The sequence below is a fragment of the Micromonospora sp. BS32 genome (assembly GCF_059089345.1).
The window spans coordinates 24672-39657 of the sequence record NZ_JBSSHR010000016.1 but is presented as its reverse complement, the minus strand read 5'-3'; the positions used below and the strand labels follow the sequence as shown (position 1 = coordinate 39657).

The 14986-nt window shown below is 74.4% G+C and carries 17 protein-coding genes; 8 read left to right on the top strand and 9 right to left on the bottom strand.

Translation table 11 applies throughout. The features are described 5' to 3' along the window. Positions 1 to 39 precede the first annotated feature (39 nt). Positions 40 to 705: an acVLRF1 family peptidyl-tRNA hydrolase gene (locus tag AC5RWQ_RS22140; protein WP_494284597.1), complete on the top strand. Its 666-nt coding sequence runs from the start codon at positions 40 to 42 to the stop codon at positions 703 to 705. A gap of 91 nt (positions 706 to 796) precedes the next feature. Here the strand turns inward: AC5RWQ_RS22140 and ypfJ are convergent, their stop codons facing one another. After that, on the bottom strand, positions 797 to 1708 hold the full coding sequence (gene ypfJ, locus AC5RWQ_RS22135; RefSeq protein WP_494284676.1) for a KPN_02809 family neutral zinc metallopeptidase: 912 nt from the start codon (positions 1706 to 1708) through the stop codon (positions 797 to 799). Positions 1709 to 1952: 244 nt separating this feature from the next. Between ypfJ and AC5RWQ_RS22130 the strand changes: the two genes are divergently transcribed. After that, positions 1953 to 3557, top strand: coding sequence for an ABC-F family ATP-binding cassette domain-containing protein (locus AC5RWQ_RS22130; protein ID WP_334485969.1), 1605 nt, complete (start codon positions 1953 to 1955; stop codon positions 3555 to 3557). Between the two features lie 26 nt (positions 3558 to 3583). Here the strand turns inward: AC5RWQ_RS22130 and AC5RWQ_RS22125 are convergent, their stop codons facing one another. Next, positions 3584 to 4186 carry a cadmium resistance transporter gene (locus AC5RWQ_RS22125; protein WP_494284596.1) on the bottom strand — a complete coding sequence of 201 codons (603 nt, stop codon included), beginning with the start codon at positions 4184 to 4186 and terminating at the stop codon, positions 3584 to 3586. 217 nt (positions 4187 to 4403) lie between these two features. On the opposite strand from AC5RWQ_RS22125, the gene AC5RWQ_RS22120 reads away from it, so the two are divergent. From AC5RWQ_RS22120 to AC5RWQ_RS22110, 3 genes are all read left to right on the top strand, one after another. Then, a complete protein-coding gene (locus AC5RWQ_RS22120) occupies positions 4404 to 4631 on the top strand; it encodes a helix-turn-helix domain-containing protein (protein ID WP_494284595.1) in 228 nt (75 codons plus the stop codon). Positions 4632 to 4677: 46 nt separating this feature from the next. Further along, on the top strand, positions 4678 to 5445 hold the full coding sequence (locus AC5RWQ_RS22115; RefSeq protein WP_494284594.1) for an enoyl-CoA hydratase/isomerase family protein: 768 nt from the start codon (positions 4678 to 4680) through the stop codon (positions 5443 to 5445). A 112-nt stretch (positions 5446 to 5557) separates the two neighbouring features. Next, entirely contained in the window at positions 5558 to 7537 is a 1980-nt protein-coding gene (locus AC5RWQ_RS22110; RefSeq protein ID WP_494284675.1) for an ABC transporter ATP-binding protein, read from the top strand. Here AC5RWQ_RS22110 and mug read toward each other — a convergent pair. The 6 genes from mug to AC5RWQ_RS22080 form a co-directional block, all read right to left on the bottom strand. Continuing rightward, positions 7534 to 8109, bottom strand: coding sequence for a G/U mismatch-specific DNA glycosylase (mug, locus tag AC5RWQ_RS22105; RefSeq protein ID WP_494284593.1), 576 nt, complete (start codon positions 8107 to 8109; stop codon positions 7534 to 7536). The genes AC5RWQ_RS22110 and mug overlap by 4 nt on opposite strands. After that, the gene (locus tag AC5RWQ_RS22100; protein ID WP_494284592.1) at positions 8106 to 8867 is read right to left on the bottom strand and encodes an SDR family oxidoreductase; all 762 of its coding nucleotides are present in this window, start codon (positions 8865 to 8867) and stop codon (positions 8106 to 8108) included. Before AC5RWQ_RS22100 ends, mug begins: the two co-directional genes overlap by 4 nt. A gap of 48 nt (positions 8868 to 8915) precedes the next feature. Further along, positions 8916 to 9386, bottom strand: coding sequence for an SCO6045 C-terminal-like domain-containing protein (locus AC5RWQ_RS22095; RefSeq protein ID WP_494284591.1), 471 nt, complete (start codon positions 9384 to 9386; stop codon positions 8916 to 8918). After that, positions 9383 to 10201, bottom strand: coding sequence for an MbnB/TglH/ChrH family RiPP precursor modification enzyme (locus AC5RWQ_RS22090; protein WP_494284590.1), 819 nt, complete (start codon positions 10199 to 10201; stop codon positions 9383 to 9385). Before AC5RWQ_RS22090 ends, AC5RWQ_RS22095 begins: the two co-directional genes overlap by 4 nt. Next, positions 10198 to 11121 carry a TIGR04222 domain-containing membrane protein gene (locus tag AC5RWQ_RS22085; RefSeq protein WP_494284589.1) on the bottom strand — a complete coding sequence of 308 codons (924 nt, stop codon included), beginning with the start codon at positions 11119 to 11121 and terminating at the stop codon, positions 10198 to 10200. The genes AC5RWQ_RS22090 and AC5RWQ_RS22085 overlap by 4 nt, the downstream gene beginning before the upstream one ends. Positions 11122 to 11221: 100 nt before the next feature. Continuing rightward, a complete protein-coding gene (locus tag AC5RWQ_RS22080) occupies positions 11222 to 11794 on the bottom strand; it encodes a TetR/AcrR family transcriptional regulator (RefSeq protein WP_494284588.1) in 573 nt (190 codons plus the stop codon). A gap of 105 nt (positions 11795 to 11899) precedes the next feature. Here AC5RWQ_RS22080 and AC5RWQ_RS22075 point away from each other — a divergent pair, with 105 nt between their 5' ends. From AC5RWQ_RS22075 to AC5RWQ_RS22065, 3 genes are all read left to right on the top strand, one after another. Continuing rightward, positions 11900 to 12772: a carbon-nitrogen hydrolase family protein gene (locus AC5RWQ_RS22075; RefSeq protein WP_494284587.1), complete on the top strand. Its 873-nt coding sequence runs from the start codon at positions 11900 to 11902 to the stop codon at positions 12770 to 12772. Between the two features lie 61 nt (positions 12773 to 12833). Beyond that, entirely contained in the window at positions 12834 to 13478 is a 645-nt protein-coding gene (locus AC5RWQ_RS22070; RefSeq protein WP_494284586.1) for an HAD family hydrolase, read from the top strand. Between the two features lie 233 nt (positions 13479 to 13711). After that, positions 13712 to 14647 (top strand): serine protein kinase RIO, encoded by a 936-nt coding sequence (locus AC5RWQ_RS22065; RefSeq protein WP_494284585.1) that lies wholly within the window; start codon positions 13712 to 13714, stop codon positions 14645 to 14647. Positions 14648 to 14702: 55 nt separating this feature from the next. Here AC5RWQ_RS22065 and AC5RWQ_RS22060 read toward each other — a convergent pair whose 3' ends face one another. Further along, complete coding sequence (locus tag AC5RWQ_RS22060; RefSeq protein WP_334493870.1) at positions 14703 to 14957, bottom strand: DUF2630 family protein; 255 nt, start codon at positions 14955 to 14957, stop codon at positions 14703 to 14705. Between the last annotated feature and the right edge of the window lie 29 nt (positions 14958 to 14986).

Sequence of the window (14986 nt, the reverse complement as noted above, 5' to 3'; positions counted from 1 at the left end):
AATCTATAGTGCGACGGCGATTCCAGGGGGGCGGTGCGGATGGGCGGCAGGCCGGCGGCGGGCGGTGGGCGGTGGGTCGAGGTCGGCCCCGGCCGGGTCGCCCGCTGGGTCGAGGGCTTCGCCGACCGGCACGGCCCGCCCACCACCACCGTCCAGGAGTACGGCCTGCTGCTGGCCGCCCCGGACGGCGCGACCGCCGAGCTGCACACCCCGCCCGGCGCCTCGCGGGCCTCCGACGTACCCGGCTTCGTGGCCGCGGCGGCCGCGCCGCGCCGGATCGGCCTGCTGCTGGCCCGCAAGGGCGCGGTGGCGGTCGGCGTGGCGGCGGGGGAGGAGCTGGTGGTCTCCAAGGTGGACACTCGGTACGTGCAGGGCCGGACCGCGGCGGGCGGCTGGTCCCAGCAGCGCTTCGCCCGGCGGCGGGACAACCAGGCGAAGGCGGCGCTCGGCGACGCGACCGAGCTGGCCGTCCGGCTGCTGCTGCCCGAGGCGTCGACGCTGGCCACGCTGGTTTGCGGCGGTGACCGGCGGGCGGTGGACACAGTGCTCGAAGACCGGCGCCTCGCCCCGCTCGCGGCGCTGCGCGCCGAGCGGCTGCTCGACGTGCCCGAGCCACGGCACGCCGTGCTGGTCGGCGCGATCGCCGCCGCCCGCGCGGTACGCATCCTGGTCCGCGACCCGGAGGTGGCCGCCTCGGCGGGGTGAGTGCCAATCCCGGCCACCGTCGACCCGGAATGGAACGGCGGCCGGCGGGCTCTCGCCCACCGGCCGCCGTGGGACGGTCGCGGAACGACGGTCAGAGGCTGCCGCCGAAGGTGTCGCAGGACTTCGGGTCACCCGTGGAGTAGCCCTTGGTGAACCACTGCTTGCGCTGCTCCGAGGTGCCGTGGGTGAACTCGTCCGGGTTCACCGGCCGGCCCGAGCGCTTGGAGATCGCGTCGTCGCCGATCTTCTCGGCCGTGTCGATCGCCTGCTGGATGTCCTGCTCGGTGATGCTGGCGAAGATCTTCTGGCCCTTGGCGTCCGCGGTGCCGGTGGCGTTCTTCGCCCAGGCCCCCGCGTAGCAGTCGGCCTGCAGTTCGAGCTTCACCGACAGCGCGTTGGCGTTGTTCGGGTCGCGCTGCTGCTGGCGGCGCATCTGCGCCTCGGTGCCGAGCAGGTCCTGCACGTGGTGGCCGTACTCGTGGGCCAGCACGTACGGCTGGGCGAACTCACCCTCCGCGCCGAGCTGGTCGGCGAGCAGCTTGTAGAAGGTGAGGTCGATGTAGACCAGGTCGTCGGCCGGGCAGTAGAACGGCCCGACACCCGAGTCGGCCTGGCCGCAGCCGGTGCTCACGCCCTGGCTGAAGAAGACCGTCTTCGACGGCTGGTACTGGTCGCCGAACTTCTCGGGCAGCTCGGTGCGCCAGTACGCCTGGATCGAGTTCACGTACAGGGTGTTGCGGCAGTCGAGCTGCTGTAGGGCGTCCTCGGCGGAGCACTTCTGCTCCAGCGAGCTGTTGTCGCCCTGCTCCGAGCCGCCGCCGTTCATCGCGTTCAGCCCGAAGCCGCCGCCGACCAGCGCGACGAGGACCGCGATGATGATGCCGACGATCCCTCCGCGGCCGCCGCCGATCGGGATGGGTATGCCCATCCCGCCGCCTCCGCCGGACCCTCGCCGATCGTCCACCTGGCTGGTGTCGATCTGCGCGTTCTCGTTCAGCTCCATGTTGACCCCGATCACCGATTCATCACGTTTGGTGGTTGCGGTGCCGGACCGGGTCCGGACGGCAGATTCGGTACCCGATGATCTTGCTCGGTAATCCGGACAGGGCACGAAAGGCGGCCCGGTACACTTGACGGGTGCTGCTCTGCGAAGGCTGAACCGCCCCGCGCCGACGGGATCTCGACCCGCCGGCGCTTTCGCGTGCCCTGAGTCAGCCCTTCCAGACCCCGAGAGCGAGTCCCCCACCATGATCACTGCCACCGGCCTCGAACTGCGCGCCGGCGCCCGGATCCTGCTGTCCGACACCACCCTACGGGTGCAGCCGGGCGACCGGATCGGCCTGGTCGGCCGCAACGGCGCCGGCAAGACCACCACCCTCAAGGTGCTGGCAGGCGAGGGGCAGCCGTACGGGGGGCAGCTCGACCGACGCAGCGCGATCGGCTACCTCCCGCAGGACCCGCGCACCGGTGACCTGGAGGTCACCGGCCGGGACCGGGTGCTCTCCGCCCGCGGCCTGGACGTGCTGATGGCCCAGATGAAGCAGGTCGAGGAGCAGCTCGCGGAGAACCCGGAGGACAAGCTGGTCCGTCGCTACGGCGCCCTGGAGGACCAGTTCGCCGCCCTCGGCGGGTACGCCGCCGAGGCCGAGGCGGCTCGGATCTGCGCCAACCTGGGCCTGCCCGACCGGGCCCTCGCCCAGACCATCGGCACCCTCTCCGGTGGCCAGCGCCGCCGCATCGAGCTGGCCCGGATCCTGTTCCGCGACGCCGGCGAGAACGGCGGCGGCATCCTGCTGCTCGACGAGCCCACCAACCACCTCGACGCCGACTCGATCACCTGGCTGCGCGGCTTCCTCGCCAACCACAAGGGCGGCCTGATCGTGATCTCCCACGACGGCTCGCTGCTGGAGTCGGTGGTCAACAAGGTCTGGTTCCTGGACGCCACCCGTTCCGTGGTGGACGTCTACAACCTGGGCTGGAAGGCGTACCTGGAGGCGCGGGAGACCGACGAGCGGCGCCGTCGCCGGGAGCGGGCCAACGCCGAGAAGAAGGCCGGCGCGCTGATGGCGCAGGCCGACAAGATGCGGGCCAAGGCCACCAAGACCGTCGCCGCGCAGAACATGGCCCGCCGGGCCGAGAAGCTGATCTCGGGGCTGGAGGAGGTCCGGGTCGCCGACCGGGTGGCCAAGGTCCGCTTCCCCACCCCGGCGCCGTGCGGCAAGACCCCGCTCACCGCCACCGGCCTGTCCAAGTCGTACGGGTCGCTGGAGATCTTCACCGACGTGAACGTGGCGGTGGACCGGGGCTCCCGGGTGGCCATCCTCGGCCTCAACGGCGCCGGCAAGACCACCCTGCTGCGAATGCTCGGCGGCCTGCTCAAGCCCGACACCGGCGAGGTGCACGCCGGACACGGGCTGCGGCTGGGCTACTACGCTCAGGAGCACGAGACGCTGGACGTGAACCGGACGGTGCTGGAGAACATGCGGGCCGCCGCCATCGAGCAGTCCGACACCGACCTGCGCAAGATCCTCGGCGCGTTCCTCTTCTCCGGCGACGACGTCGACAAGCCGGCCGGGGTGCTCTCCGGCGGTGAGAAGACCCGGCTCGCCCTGTCGACCCTGGTCTGTTCGGGGGCGAACGTGCTGCTGCTGGACGAGCCGACGAACAACCTCGACCCGGTCAGCCGGGAGCAGGTGCTCGACGCCATCGCCAACTATCCGGGCGCGATCGTGCTGGTCACCCACGACCCCGGGGCGGTGCTCGCGCTCAAGCCCGACCGGGCCATCCTGCTCCCCGACGGCGACGAGGACGCCTGGAGCGACGACCTGCTCGAACTGGTCGAGCTGGCCTGAGGCCGGCGCCGGGCCAGCCGGGTGGGTCAGCCCGCCAGGTCGGCCAGCCGGCCCAGCACCCCCGAGCCGACCAGGATCACCACGCCGATCGCGATGAAGACCGCCGGGACCAGCCAATGGCCGGCGCGGCCGACCAGCCGGACCACCCGGGGGTGGCCGCCGAGCAGCCCGGCGGCCGTGCACCAGAGCGCCACCAGGGCGGCGAATACCAGCAGGAATACCAGGCCGGTCGCCGGGTCCAGGCTGCGGAACACCGGCACATAGACGGCGATGTTGTCGGCCCCGTTGGCGATCGTCACCCCGGCCACCCCGAGCAGCCCGCCCACCACGGCCGGCGGGCCGTCGTCGTCGGCGCGGGCCAGCAGCGCGCGGACGCCGAGCGCGATCGGCAACAGGCCGAGCAGGCCGGTCCACGGATCGGGGACGACCAGCAGCCCGGCGGCGACCACCAGGCTCGCCGCGACCAGCGCGCCGATGCCGAGGTACTGACCCGCGACGATCTGCCAGGGACGGGGCCGGCCGGTGCCGCGCGCCGCCACGAAGAGCACGGTGAGCACCACGATGTCGTCCAGGTTCGTCGCGGCGAAGACCAGCGCCGCGCCGCCCGCGCTCCCCAGCAGCTCCGTCACCCGGGCAGGGTACGGCCCGGCCGAGGCGTGCCGCCGGCCGCGGTGGCCCGCACCGACGACGTCAGGTCAGCCGGTCGGAAGGATCACTCTATCGGGAAGCTGACACTGCATAGCGTGTCGGTTGGCGAAGAGTTGATATCTGGCGCATGATCGTCCGAGACGGTCTAATAGGTGGGACCGTATCCGAACCGCACAGTCTGGGACGTGAGGAATCAGCATGGCAGCCACTGGCACAGCCACCAGCACTGAGAAGGGTCGCCGGATCGTCGGAGCCGAGCGTCAGACGCTCGCCAGGGACCTGGTAAAGCGGTACACCTCGGGTGAGAGCATCCGCGCGCTCGCGGCCTCGACCGGCCGTTCCTACGGATTCATCCACCGGGTGCTCACCGAGTCCGGGGTGCAGCTGCGGCAGCGTGGCGGCGCCCGGCGCCGCAAGAAGGCGTGACCCGCCCGCCAGCGTCGTCCATCAGCGTCGCGCCCCGGGCGGTCCGGTGACCGCCGAGACGACCGGGGTGCGCCTCGACTGCGACGGGCCGGTCGCGACGGTGACGTTGTGCCGGCCCGACGTGCTCAACGCCCAGACCCCGGCGATGTGGCGCGCGATGAGCAACTTCTCCCGGGATCTCCCCGGCGACGTGCGTGTCGTCGTCGTGCGCGGCGAGGGGCGGGCCTTCTCGGCCGGCCTCGACCTGTCGGTGGCCGGCGCCTCCGGCCCGGGCTCCTTCGCCGAGCTCTCCACCCTGCCCGAGCAGGAGTGCGCGGACCGGATCGCCGAGTACCAGCAGGGCTTCAGCTGGCTGCACCGCCCGGACGTGATCTCGGTGGCGGCCGTCCAGGGGCACGCGATCGGCGCCGGCTTCCAGCTGGCCCTCGCCTGCGACCTGCGGGTGCTCGCCGAGGACGCCCGGTTCTCGATGGCCGAGGTGACCCTCGGCCTGGTCCCCGACCTGGCCGGCACCAAGCGCCTGGTCGAGTTGGTCGGCTACTCACGCGCCCTGGAGATCTGCGCCACCGGCCGGCGGATGGACGCCGCCGAGGCGGACCGGATCGGGCTGGCCACCCTGGTGGTGCCGAACGCCGATCTCGACGGCGCGGTCCGGGACCTGACCGCGGGGCTGCTCGCCGCCAACCGCGACGCGGTGGTGGAGATCAAGGCGCTGATCGCCGGCGCCGGCACCCGGTCCCACGCCGAGCAGCAGCGCGCCGAGCGGGAGGCGCAGACCCGCCGCCTGCGGGATCTGGCCGGGCGGGGAGAATAGTAAGGACCGTTCGGGAAGATCCGGGTTACTCGCGAGGTTGTCGTAGTCGTCGGGAGAATTGACCCGACGGTGCCCGCTGCCCACGACCCGGAGGTGACCGATGTCCAACCCCATGTCCGGCGGCGGGATGGCCGGGTGGAGCATGCTCCGCTCGATGCGTAGCCGGGACGAGGTCTCGGCGCACCAGCTCAAGCGGGGCACCGCCAAGCGGATCGTCGCGTTCGCCCGCCCGTACCGACGCGACATCGTCGTCTTCCTGGTCACCGTGGTGATCGCCGCGATCATCGGGGTCGCCACCCCGGTGCTGGCCGGCAAGGTCATCAACGAGATCACCGGGGCGGCTGCCGACGCCGGCGCGACGGTGGTCCGGCTGGCCCTGATCATCGGTGCCCTGGCGGTCGCCGACGCGCTCTTCTCGCTGGCCCAGCGGTGGTACTCGGCCCGGATCGGCGAGGGCATCATCCTGGACCTGCGCACCCGGGTCTACGACCACGTCCAGCGGATGCCGCTGCAGTTCTTCACCCGGACCCAGACCGGCGCGCTGGTCAGCCGGCTCAACAACGACGTGATGGGCGCCCAGCGGGCGTTCACCTCCACCCTCTCCGGGGTGGTCAGCAACGTCATCCAGCTGGTGCTCACCGCCGGGGTGATGTTCACCCTCTCCTGGCAGATCACTCTCCTCTCGCTGGTCATGCTGCCGATCTTCATCGTCCCGGCCCGCCGGGTCGGCAAGCGGCTGGCCGAGATCACCCGGGAGTCGTACAACCTCGACGCCAAGATGAACGCCACGATGACCGAGCGGTTCGGGGTCGCCGGGGCGCTGCTGGTCAAGCTCTTCGGCGCGCCGGAGGTCGAGGCGCGCCGGTTCGCCGGCCGGGCCGAGCGGGTCCGGGACATCGGCATCCAGTCCGCCATGTACTCGCGGACGTTCTTCGTGGCGATGCTGCTGGTCGCCTCGCTGGCCCAGGCGCTCACCTACGGGCTCGGCGGCTGGCTGGCGGTCACCGGCGCGGTCAGCGCCGGCACCGTGGTCACCCTCGCTCTGCTGCTCACCCGCCTCTACGGCCCGCTCACCGCGCTGTCCAACGTCCGGGTGGACGTGATGAGCGCGCTGGTCTCCTTCGACCGGGTCTTCGAGGTGCTCGACCTGCGCCCCGGCATCCAGGAGAAGCCCGACGCGGTGCCGGTGCCCCGGGGCGTCGGCCGGGTCGAGTTCCGCGACGTCCGGTTCCGCTACCCGGCCGCCGCAGACGTGTCGCTCGCCTCGCTCGAGGAGGTCGCCACCCTCGACCGTACGGTCAACGAGCCGGTGCTCAAGGGCGTCTCGTTCACCGTCGAGCCGGGCCAGATGGTGGCCCTGGTCGGCCCCTCCGGCGCCGGCAAGTCCACCCTCTCCATGCTGATCTCCCGGATCTACGACGTCACCGACGGCGAGGTGCGGGTCGGCGGGGTCGATGTCCGGGACGCCACCCTCGCCTCGCTGCGCGACGAGATCGGCGTCGTCACCCAGGACTCGCACCTGTTCCACGAGACCATCGCCGAGAACCTCCGCTACGCCAAGCCGGACGCCACCGACGACGAGATCTGGGCCGCGCTGGCCGGCGCGCAGGTCGCCGACCTGGTCCGCGCCCTGCCCGACGGGCTGGAGACCATGGTCGGCGAGCGCGGCTACCGGTTCTCCGGCGGCGAGAAGCAGCGCATCGCGATCGCCCGACTGCTGCTCAAGGCGCCGTCGATCGTCATCCTCGACGAGGCCACCGCGCACCTCGACTCCGAGAGCGAGGCGGCGGTGCAACGGGCGCTGTCCGTGGCGCTCACCGGGCGTACCGCGCTGGTGATCGCGCACCGGCTCTCCACCGTCCGCGACGCCGACCAGATCCTCGTCCTCGACGACGGCCGGCTCGTCGAGCGGGGCCGGCACGACGAGCTGGTCGCGGTCGGCGGCCTCTACGCCGAGCTGTACCGCACCCAGTTCGCCGTCGCCGACTCGCCCACGCCGTACGCGCCGGCGGAGCCCGAGCCGGTGATCACCACGGTGCCGATGGGCACCTACGTGGCGCAGGAGGCGCTGCCGCCGGCCGCGGCCAACTAGCCGCCGACGGCCGCCCGTAGCTCGCCGAAGGCCGCCCCGAGCGTCTCCGGGGTGAAGTGCGCGTTCAGCCCGCTCGGGTTGGGCAGCACCCAGAGCCGGGCGCCGGCCAGCGGCTCCGGCTGCGGGCCGAAACCGGCCTTCGGCCGGGCGAACCCGATCCGGTACGCGGTCACCCCGACCACCGCCACCCACGCCGGCCGGTACGCGGTCACCTTGCCGGCCAGGACCTCCGCCCCGGCCAGCAGCTCGGCGGCGGTCAGCTCGTCGGCCCGGGCGCTGGCCCGCGCCACCATGTTCGTGATGCCCAGCCCGTACCCGGGCAGCAGGTCCTGCTCGTCGGGGCGGAGCTGGCGCGGGGTGAAGCCACCCCGGTGCAGCGCCGGCCAGAACCGGTTGCCCGGGCGGGCGAAGTGCCGGCCGGTCGCCGCCGACCAGAGCCCGGGGTTGATGCCGACGAAGAGCACGTCCAGCCCCGGCGCGATGACGTCCGGGATGGTCCGGTCGGTGGCGGCGGCCAGCTCCGCCTTCGTCGGGCGCGCCGCGGCCGGTCGGGGTCGGCGGGCCGGGGTCACAGGCCGCGCAGGGCGCCGCCGTCGACCGGCACGGTCACCCCGGTGACGTAGCCGGCGGCGGGGGAGAGCAGGAACGCGGCCACCCGACCGAACTCGGCCGGATCGCCGATCCGGCGCAGCGGGATGCCGGCCTCCGCCTCGGCCCGGGCCGCCTCGGCGTCCCCGGTGGCGGCGAAGAGCTCCTGGTTGCGGTCGGTCAGGATCCGTCCGGGCAGCAGGCCGAGCACCCGGACGCCCCGGGGGCCGTACTCGTCGGCCATGTCCTTGGCCACCCCCGCCAGGCCGGGACGCAGGCCGTTGGAGATGCCCAGACCGGGCACCGGCCCGCGGGCCGAGGTGGAGAGGACCAGGCCGACCGCGCCGCCGTCGGTCAGCGCGGCGGCGACCGTGCGGGCCATCCGCACGCTGCCCAGGAAGACGGTCTCGAAGGACTCCCGCCACTGCGCGTCGGTCACCTCGGCGGCGGTGCCCCGAGGCGGCCCGCCCACCGAGACCAGCGCCCCGTCGAGCCGGCCGAAGTGCTCCCGGGCGGCCGCCACCAGCCGCTCGGGGGTGCCCGCGTCGGTGAGGTCGGCGGTGAGCCCGATGGCGTGCTCCGGCCCGCCGAGTCGCGCCACCGCCCCGGCCACCCGCTCGGGGTCACGGGCCGAGAGGACCACCCGGGCGCCGTCGGCGACCAGGCATTCGGCGGTGGCGAAACCCAGGCCGCGGGAGGCGCCGGTGAGTACGTACACCCGGTCGGTGAGTCCGAGATCCATGGCACCGATCCTGCCGCACGGGCGGACCGGCCGCACGGGCCGGGCGGCTCAGCGGGGGGCGGGGCGCACCAGGCGTACCCGACCGGCGAGCTGCACCGCGACGGCGCCGCCGGCGCGGGCGACGGCCGGCAGCCGGCGGGGTCGCGGCGGACCGACCCCGTCGTAGCGGCTGCCCGCCTCGCGGACGGCCAGCTCCTCGGCGCCCAACGGCGGCAGCGCGCCCCGGTCGCGCAGCACCCGGGCCAGCTCCCAGCCGTCGCGCAGCGAGCCGGCGGTGGGCCGGCCGGTCGCCCAGTCGCGGAAGGTCTCCCACCACGCGTCGCCGAGCCCGGCGGCGAGCAGCGGCCAGTGCCGGGCCACGTCGCCGGCCCGCTTGCGCAGCAGCGCGGCCCGGGCCGCCGCGACCGGCTCCGCCGCGAAGCCCGCCGGCAGCGGGGCGCCGGCGACCAGCGCGGCGACCAGGGCGGCCTGCCGGGACGCCAGGTCACCGCCGGTCGGCGAGGGCGCCCGGTCGCTCACGTGACCACCGGGTAGCCGGAGGCGGCGGCGAGGGCGTCCAGTTCGGCGCGGAACGCCGGGGCCGGCGGATAGTGGCCGTCGCGTTCCAGCAGCAGCGCGGGCGGCCGGTGCCGGGCGCAGAGCGCGGCCACCAGGTCGAGCACCTCCGGCGGGACCGGGTCGGTGTGCGTGTCGTGGTAGAAGCCGCCGTGCTCGGCCCCGCCGGCCACGTGCACGTACGCGACCCGGTCCAGGGGGAGCCGGTCCAGCAGGGCGAGTGGGTCGCCACCGCGGTTGCGGGCGTTGGCGTGCACGTTGGCCACGTCGAGCAGCAGCCCGGCCCCGGTGGCGTCCAGGATCTCGGTGAGGAAGTCGGCCTCGTCCAGCTCGTCGTCGGGCCAGTCGAAGAGCGCGGCGATCGGTTCCAGCGCGAGGGGGACGGGCAGCTCGGCCTGGGCGCGCCGGACGTTCGCCACCACCGCGGCGACCGCCTCCCGGCTGCGCGGCAGCGGCAGCAGGTGGCCGGCCTCCACGCCGCCGGCCCGGACGAACGCGATGTGCTCGCTGACCAGCGGCGCCCCGACCAGCTCCGCGACCTCGGCCAGGTGGGCCACCCGGGCCGGATCGACCGGCTCCGCGCCGCCCAGGGAGAGCTTCACCCCGTGCGGTACGACGGTGACGTCCCGTTCGCACAGCGCGGCCAGCCCGGCCGGCAGCGGGCCGGCCGGCGCGAGCGTCTCCGCGACCACCTCGACGAAGCGCAGCCCGGGCAGGCCGGCGACGAAGCCGGAAATCTCCGGTCGCCAACCGATGCCCACCCCGGTCGGCCCGGTCATCCGCCGCACCCGCCGCCTCCGCCGCAGCCCCCGCCGCCTCCGCAGGAGCTGCCCCCGCCGCAGGACGACCCGCTGCTGCACGAGCTGCCGCTGGAGGAGCCCGACCAGCCGCCCCCGCTCGCCAGGGCCTGCCGCTGGATCTCGGCCTGCTCGGCGAAGCCGGGGTCGAGCGCCCAGAGCGAGGCGGTGCCGTAGAGCGCCACGCCCATCGCCGCGCCGGCCACGCCGTAGGTGGCGTAGGCGGGAGCGGACGCGGGGGAGAGGTGCGCGTTGCTGCGTCGCAGGCCGCGTAGGGCGGCCTCCGCGGCCCTGGTCCGCCGGGGCACCCGGGCGAGCAGCGCGCACCCGATGCCGACCCCGATCAGGGCGAGCAGCAGCCAGCCGACCGGTCGGTCGTTGGCCAGGCCGGCGAAGAGCCGCAGCCCGCCCAGCACCAGCAGGCCGAGCAGGACCAGCGGGCCGCGCCGCAGGCTCCGGCGGGTGTCGGCGTCGAGCAGCAGCCCACGCTGCTCCAGGCCCTGCCGCAGCTCGTCCAGCGCGCGGACCACCCACTCGTCGCGGCGCAGCTCGCGGGCCGGGAGCTGGCGGCCGGCCGCGTGGTGGATGGCCTGGTCCAGCGGGGTGAGGCCGGCCGGCAGGGGGCCGCCGGTGGTGAGCCGCCGGTCGGGGCGGACGCCGACCGCGCTGGCCCCGCGCAGGCCGCCGAGCGCGGACCAGACCGCCAGATGGTCGCCGCCGTTGAGGTAGGCGACCTGCTGCGGGCCGAGCTGGTCGACGCCGGGGGTGTCCGGTCCGGCGAGCACGCGGCGCCGGTGCAGCACGGTGCCGACCAGGGCGATCGCGGCCACCGCCAGGTAAAGCCTGAGGAAGGTGGGGCCGGGAACGCCCCAGGTGTCGCCGGTTGCGGCCAGCGTGATCATCGAGGGCTCCTCTCGGGCGGGGTCGAGCCCATTGTGGAGTCGACCCGCCACCCGCCGGTCACCGGTCGGGCCGAGTTACCAAGCCGAGACGTGTCGCCGGTCAGCGCCGGCGGACCGCCTCCTCGACCAGGTCCAGCACCGGCCCCAGGTCGCCGGCGGGACGCCCCATCGCCAGGTGCAGCACCAGACCGTCGTACGCCAGCTCCAGGAACTGGGCCAGCACGTCGATCGGGACGTCCTCGCGGAGCACGCCGGCCTCCCGCTGGCGGATCAGCCGCTCGCGGGTGGCCGCGGCGATGGCGGCGGAGCGTTCGGCCCAGCGCCGGGCGAAGGCCGGGTCGGTGCGCAGCCGGCGGGAAACCTCCAACTGGCTGCCCAGCCAGCCGGTGGTGTCCGGGGACATCGCCCGGGCCAGCAGGTCCCGCATGACCTGGACCAGGCCGTTGCGGGCGACGGTCTCCACCATGGCGGCGGCGTCGTCCTCGGCGACGGCGAGGAAGAGCGAGTCCTTGTCCCGGAAGTGGTGGAAGATGGCGCCCCGGGACAGCCCGGTGGCCTCCTCCAGCCGGCGGACGGTGGCTCCCTCGTAGCCGTGCCTGGCGAAACAGGCCCGCGCGGCCGCGAGGATCTCCTGTCGGCGCGCGTCGAGCTGGTCCTGGCTTACTCTGGGCACGGGTAGATCGTGTCAGTTGGCGCTCCGCCACGCAAACCGTACGTACGGCTTGGTATTTTCCCGTCGGCGGCGGAGCCGACCCGGTCCTCCGGTTAGGATCGGCGGGTGACGACGCCCCCGGTCGCTTCCACACCCCTTCCCGTCGCCCCGCTGACCGTCGCCGCCGTGCAGGCCGAACCGGTCCCCGGTGACCTCGCCGGCAACGCGGCCACCGCCGCCCGGCTGGTCCGCCGGGCCACCGGCCAGGGCGCCCGGGTCGCCGTGCTGCCCGAGCTGTTCCTGCCGGCGTACCATCCGCCGACCCTGGCCGCCGACCCGGCCGGCACCGACCTCGCCGCCACCGACGACGGCGCGGTGGCCGACCCGCGCCTCGACCCGCTGCGCGCCGCCGCCCGCGACGGCGGCGCGACCGTGGTCCTCGGCGCGGCGGTCCGCCACCCGGACGGCCGGCGGACCATCTCCTCCCTGGTCGTCGACCCGCGCGGAAAGGTTCGGGCCGGGTACGACAAGCAGCAGCTCTGGGGCGGTGAGCGCGAGCTGTTCAGCCCCGGCCGGCGCGGCGCCACCCTGCTCGTCGGGGACTGGCGGCTCGGCCTCGGCATCTGCTACGACGGCTGCTTCCCGGAGCACGCCCGGGCCGCCGCGGCCGACGGCGCGCACGGCTACCTCTGCCCGAGCGGCTACCTCGCCGGGTCGGCCCACCGGCGGGACCTCTACTACGCCGCCCGCGCCCTGGACAACACCGTGTACGTGGTGTTCGCCAACGCGGTCGACGGGGCGGAGCCCTGGCGGTTCAACGGTGGCGCGGCCGTCTACGACCCGGAGGGACGTCCGCTCGCCCGGGGCGCCGACACCGGCGAGGACGTGCTCGTCGCCACGCTCGACCCGGCCGTGCTGGCGGCCACCCGGGCGGCGCACACCATGCTCGCCGACCGACCCGCCGACCAGGGGCTCCCCCGAACGGTGTTGCCGACCTGACGGACGTCGGCGGGGCGCTCGGCCCTGTCGACGGCAGAACCCACTCCCGTAAGGTGCCCGAGTGCCGCTGCTCCTGCTCGACCTGGACAACACCCTGCTCGACCGGGCGGGGCCGTTCCGTGCCTGGGCAGAGCGGTTCCTGGACAGCATCGGCGCGCCGCCCACCGACATCGACTGGCTGCTCTCCATCGACGCCGACGGGCTCACCGACCGGTGGGACATCGCCGACGCCGTCCGCGACCGGTACGGGCTGCGCATCCCCTCGATCGACCTGGTCGACGAGCTGCACGACGGGGTGGTCGAGAACACCCGGCTGGACCCGCTGGTCGCCTGCGCGCTGCGGATCGCCGACGACGCCGGCTGGGTGCCGGTGGTGGTCAGCAACGGCGCGGTCCGGCAGCAGGACGCCAAGATCAGGCGTACCGGCCTGGACCGGTACATCGCGGACTGGGTGATCTCGGAGGAGGCGGGGGTCAGCAAGCCCAACCCGCGGATCTTCGCGCTCGCCGCCCAGCGGGCCCGGATGCCGCTGCGCGGCGGGTGGGTGGTGGGGGACAGCCCCGAGGCGGACATCGGTGGGGCCGCTGCGGTCGGCCTGCCCAGCGTGTGGCTGCACCGGGGGCGGAGCTGGACGGACACCCGGTTCGCGCCGACCCGGACGGTCGACTCGCTGATCGCCGCGGTCGCCACCGTGCTCGGCGGCTGAACCGCCGCCCGTCACCGCCCGCCCGCCGGGCGCTGCTCGCTCGCCGAAGCGTGCGCCGTCACCGGGCGCCCGTCGGTAAATCGGTTGCCCGGCGCCGGGGCGTCGGTCAGCATGGGCCCGCGCGGGTGCGCAGCCGGGCGGTGCCCGGTCGAGGAGAGGAGGTCGGTCATGGCCGTCTTTGCAGGGTCGTTCCACCTGCCTCCATCAGCCTCGATCAAGGGATCACCGCTTCCGTGCGCGAACACGACCTCCCGGCGCCGCAGCGCCGTGGCCGCGGCAAGAGCCGCTTCGACGACGACGAACCACAGTTCCTGAGGCGCGGCCGGGTCATCGAGCCCGCCCTCGCCGAACCCGACGAAGAGCCCGGCACCGACCCGGCGGACCGCTGGTCCTCCTGGGACGAGGCGGTACACGGGCCCGAACCCCACCCGGACTGGCTGGTCACCGAGCTGGCCGCCCGGGACACCGAACTTGGTGTGCTCAAGACCGGTAAGGAGGCGGACGTCCACCTCGTCCGCCGCGCGGTGCCGGCCACCGACCGTTCCTGTCTGCTGGCCGTCAAGCGCTACCGGGACGCCCAGCACCGGCTCTTCCACCGCGACGCCGGCTACCTGGAGGGGCGCCGGGTGCGCCGCTCCCGGGAGAACCGGGCGATGGCCGGGCGGACCGCCTTCGGCCGGCAGATGATCGCCGGTCAGTGGGCCGCGGCCGAGTTCGCCGCGCTGGCCCGACTCTGGGAGATCGGCGCGGACTCCGGCCGGATCGCCGTGCCGTACCCGGTGCAGCTGCTCGGCACCGAGCTGATGCTGGAGTTCGTCGGCGACCCCGACGAGGGGGCCGCCGCGCCCCGGCTGGCGCAGACCCGCCCGGAGACGGCCGAGCTGCACTCGCTCTGGGAGCAGCTGGTCGACGCCCTGGTGGTGCTGGCCCGCGCCGGCTACGCCCACGGCGACCTGTCGCCGTACAACCTGCTCGTGCACGCCGGTCGACTCGTCATGATCGACCTGCCGCAGGTGGTGGACGTGGTGGCCAACCCGCAGGGCCCGGAGTTCCTGGCCCGGGACGTCCGGGTGGTGGCCGCGTGGTTCGCCGCGCGCGGACTGCCGCCCGAACAGGTCGACCCGGCCGAGCTGACCGAGCTGCTCCTGCGCGAGGCGGGCATCCGCTGAGCCGACGACGCCCCGGGCGGTCCGACCGGACCGCCCGGGGCGCACGCCGCGGTTGTCACTGCAGGTAGCGCTCGACCTCGGGGATGGGCCGCTCGCCCTGCGCATCCGGGTCGCCGTGGGCCTGCCGGGCCGCGCGGCGGCGGCGTAGCAGGTCCCAGCACTGGTCGAGGGACTCCTCCAGGGCGCGCAGCCGCTCCTTGGCCTCGTCGTCGGTGCCGGACTCGTTGGCCTGGGCGGCCGAGCGGAGCCGGTGCTCCTCGTCGACCAGTTCGTTGATCCGGTTCAGGATGGTCTTGTCGTCCATGCCCATGAGCCTGGCACAGGGTGCCCGGGCGCGCC

Excerpts from the sequence above, each read along its gene's own strand:
- AC5RWQ_RS22140 (WP_494284597.1), top strand. The coding sequence starts at position 40 with ATGGGCGGCAGGCCGGCGGCGGGCGGTGGGCGGTGGGTCGAGGTCGGC.
- ypfJ (WP_494284676.1), bottom strand. The coding sequence starts at position 1,708 with ATGGAGCTGAACGAGAACGCGCAGATCGACACCAGCCAGGTGGACGAT.
- AC5RWQ_RS22130 (WP_334485969.1), top strand. The coding sequence starts at position 1,953 with ATGATCACTGCCACCGGCCTCGAACTGCGCGCCGGCGCCCGGATCCTG.
- AC5RWQ_RS22120 (WP_494284595.1), top strand. The coding sequence starts at position 4,404 with ATGGCAGCCACTGGCACAGCCACCAGCACTGAGAAGGGTCGCCGGATC.
- AC5RWQ_RS22110 (WP_494284675.1), top strand. The coding sequence starts at position 5,558 with ATGTCCGGCGGCGGGATGGCCGGGTGGAGCATGCTCCGCTCGATGCGT.
- AC5RWQ_RS22100 (WP_494284592.1), bottom strand. The coding sequence starts at position 8,867 with ATGGATCTCGGACTCACCGACCGGGTGTACGTACTCACCGGCGCCTCC.
- AC5RWQ_RS22090 (WP_494284590.1), bottom strand. The coding sequence starts at position 10,201 with ATGACCGGGCCGACCGGGGTGGGCATCGGTTGGCGACCGGAGATTTCC.
- AC5RWQ_RS22085 (WP_494284589.1), bottom strand. The coding sequence starts at position 11,121 with ATGATCACGCTGGCCGCAACCGGCGACACCTGGGGCGTTCCCGGCCCC.
- AC5RWQ_RS22060 (WP_334493870.1), bottom strand. The coding sequence starts at position 14,957 with ATGGGCATGGACGACAAGACCATCCTGAACCGGATCAACGAACTGGTC.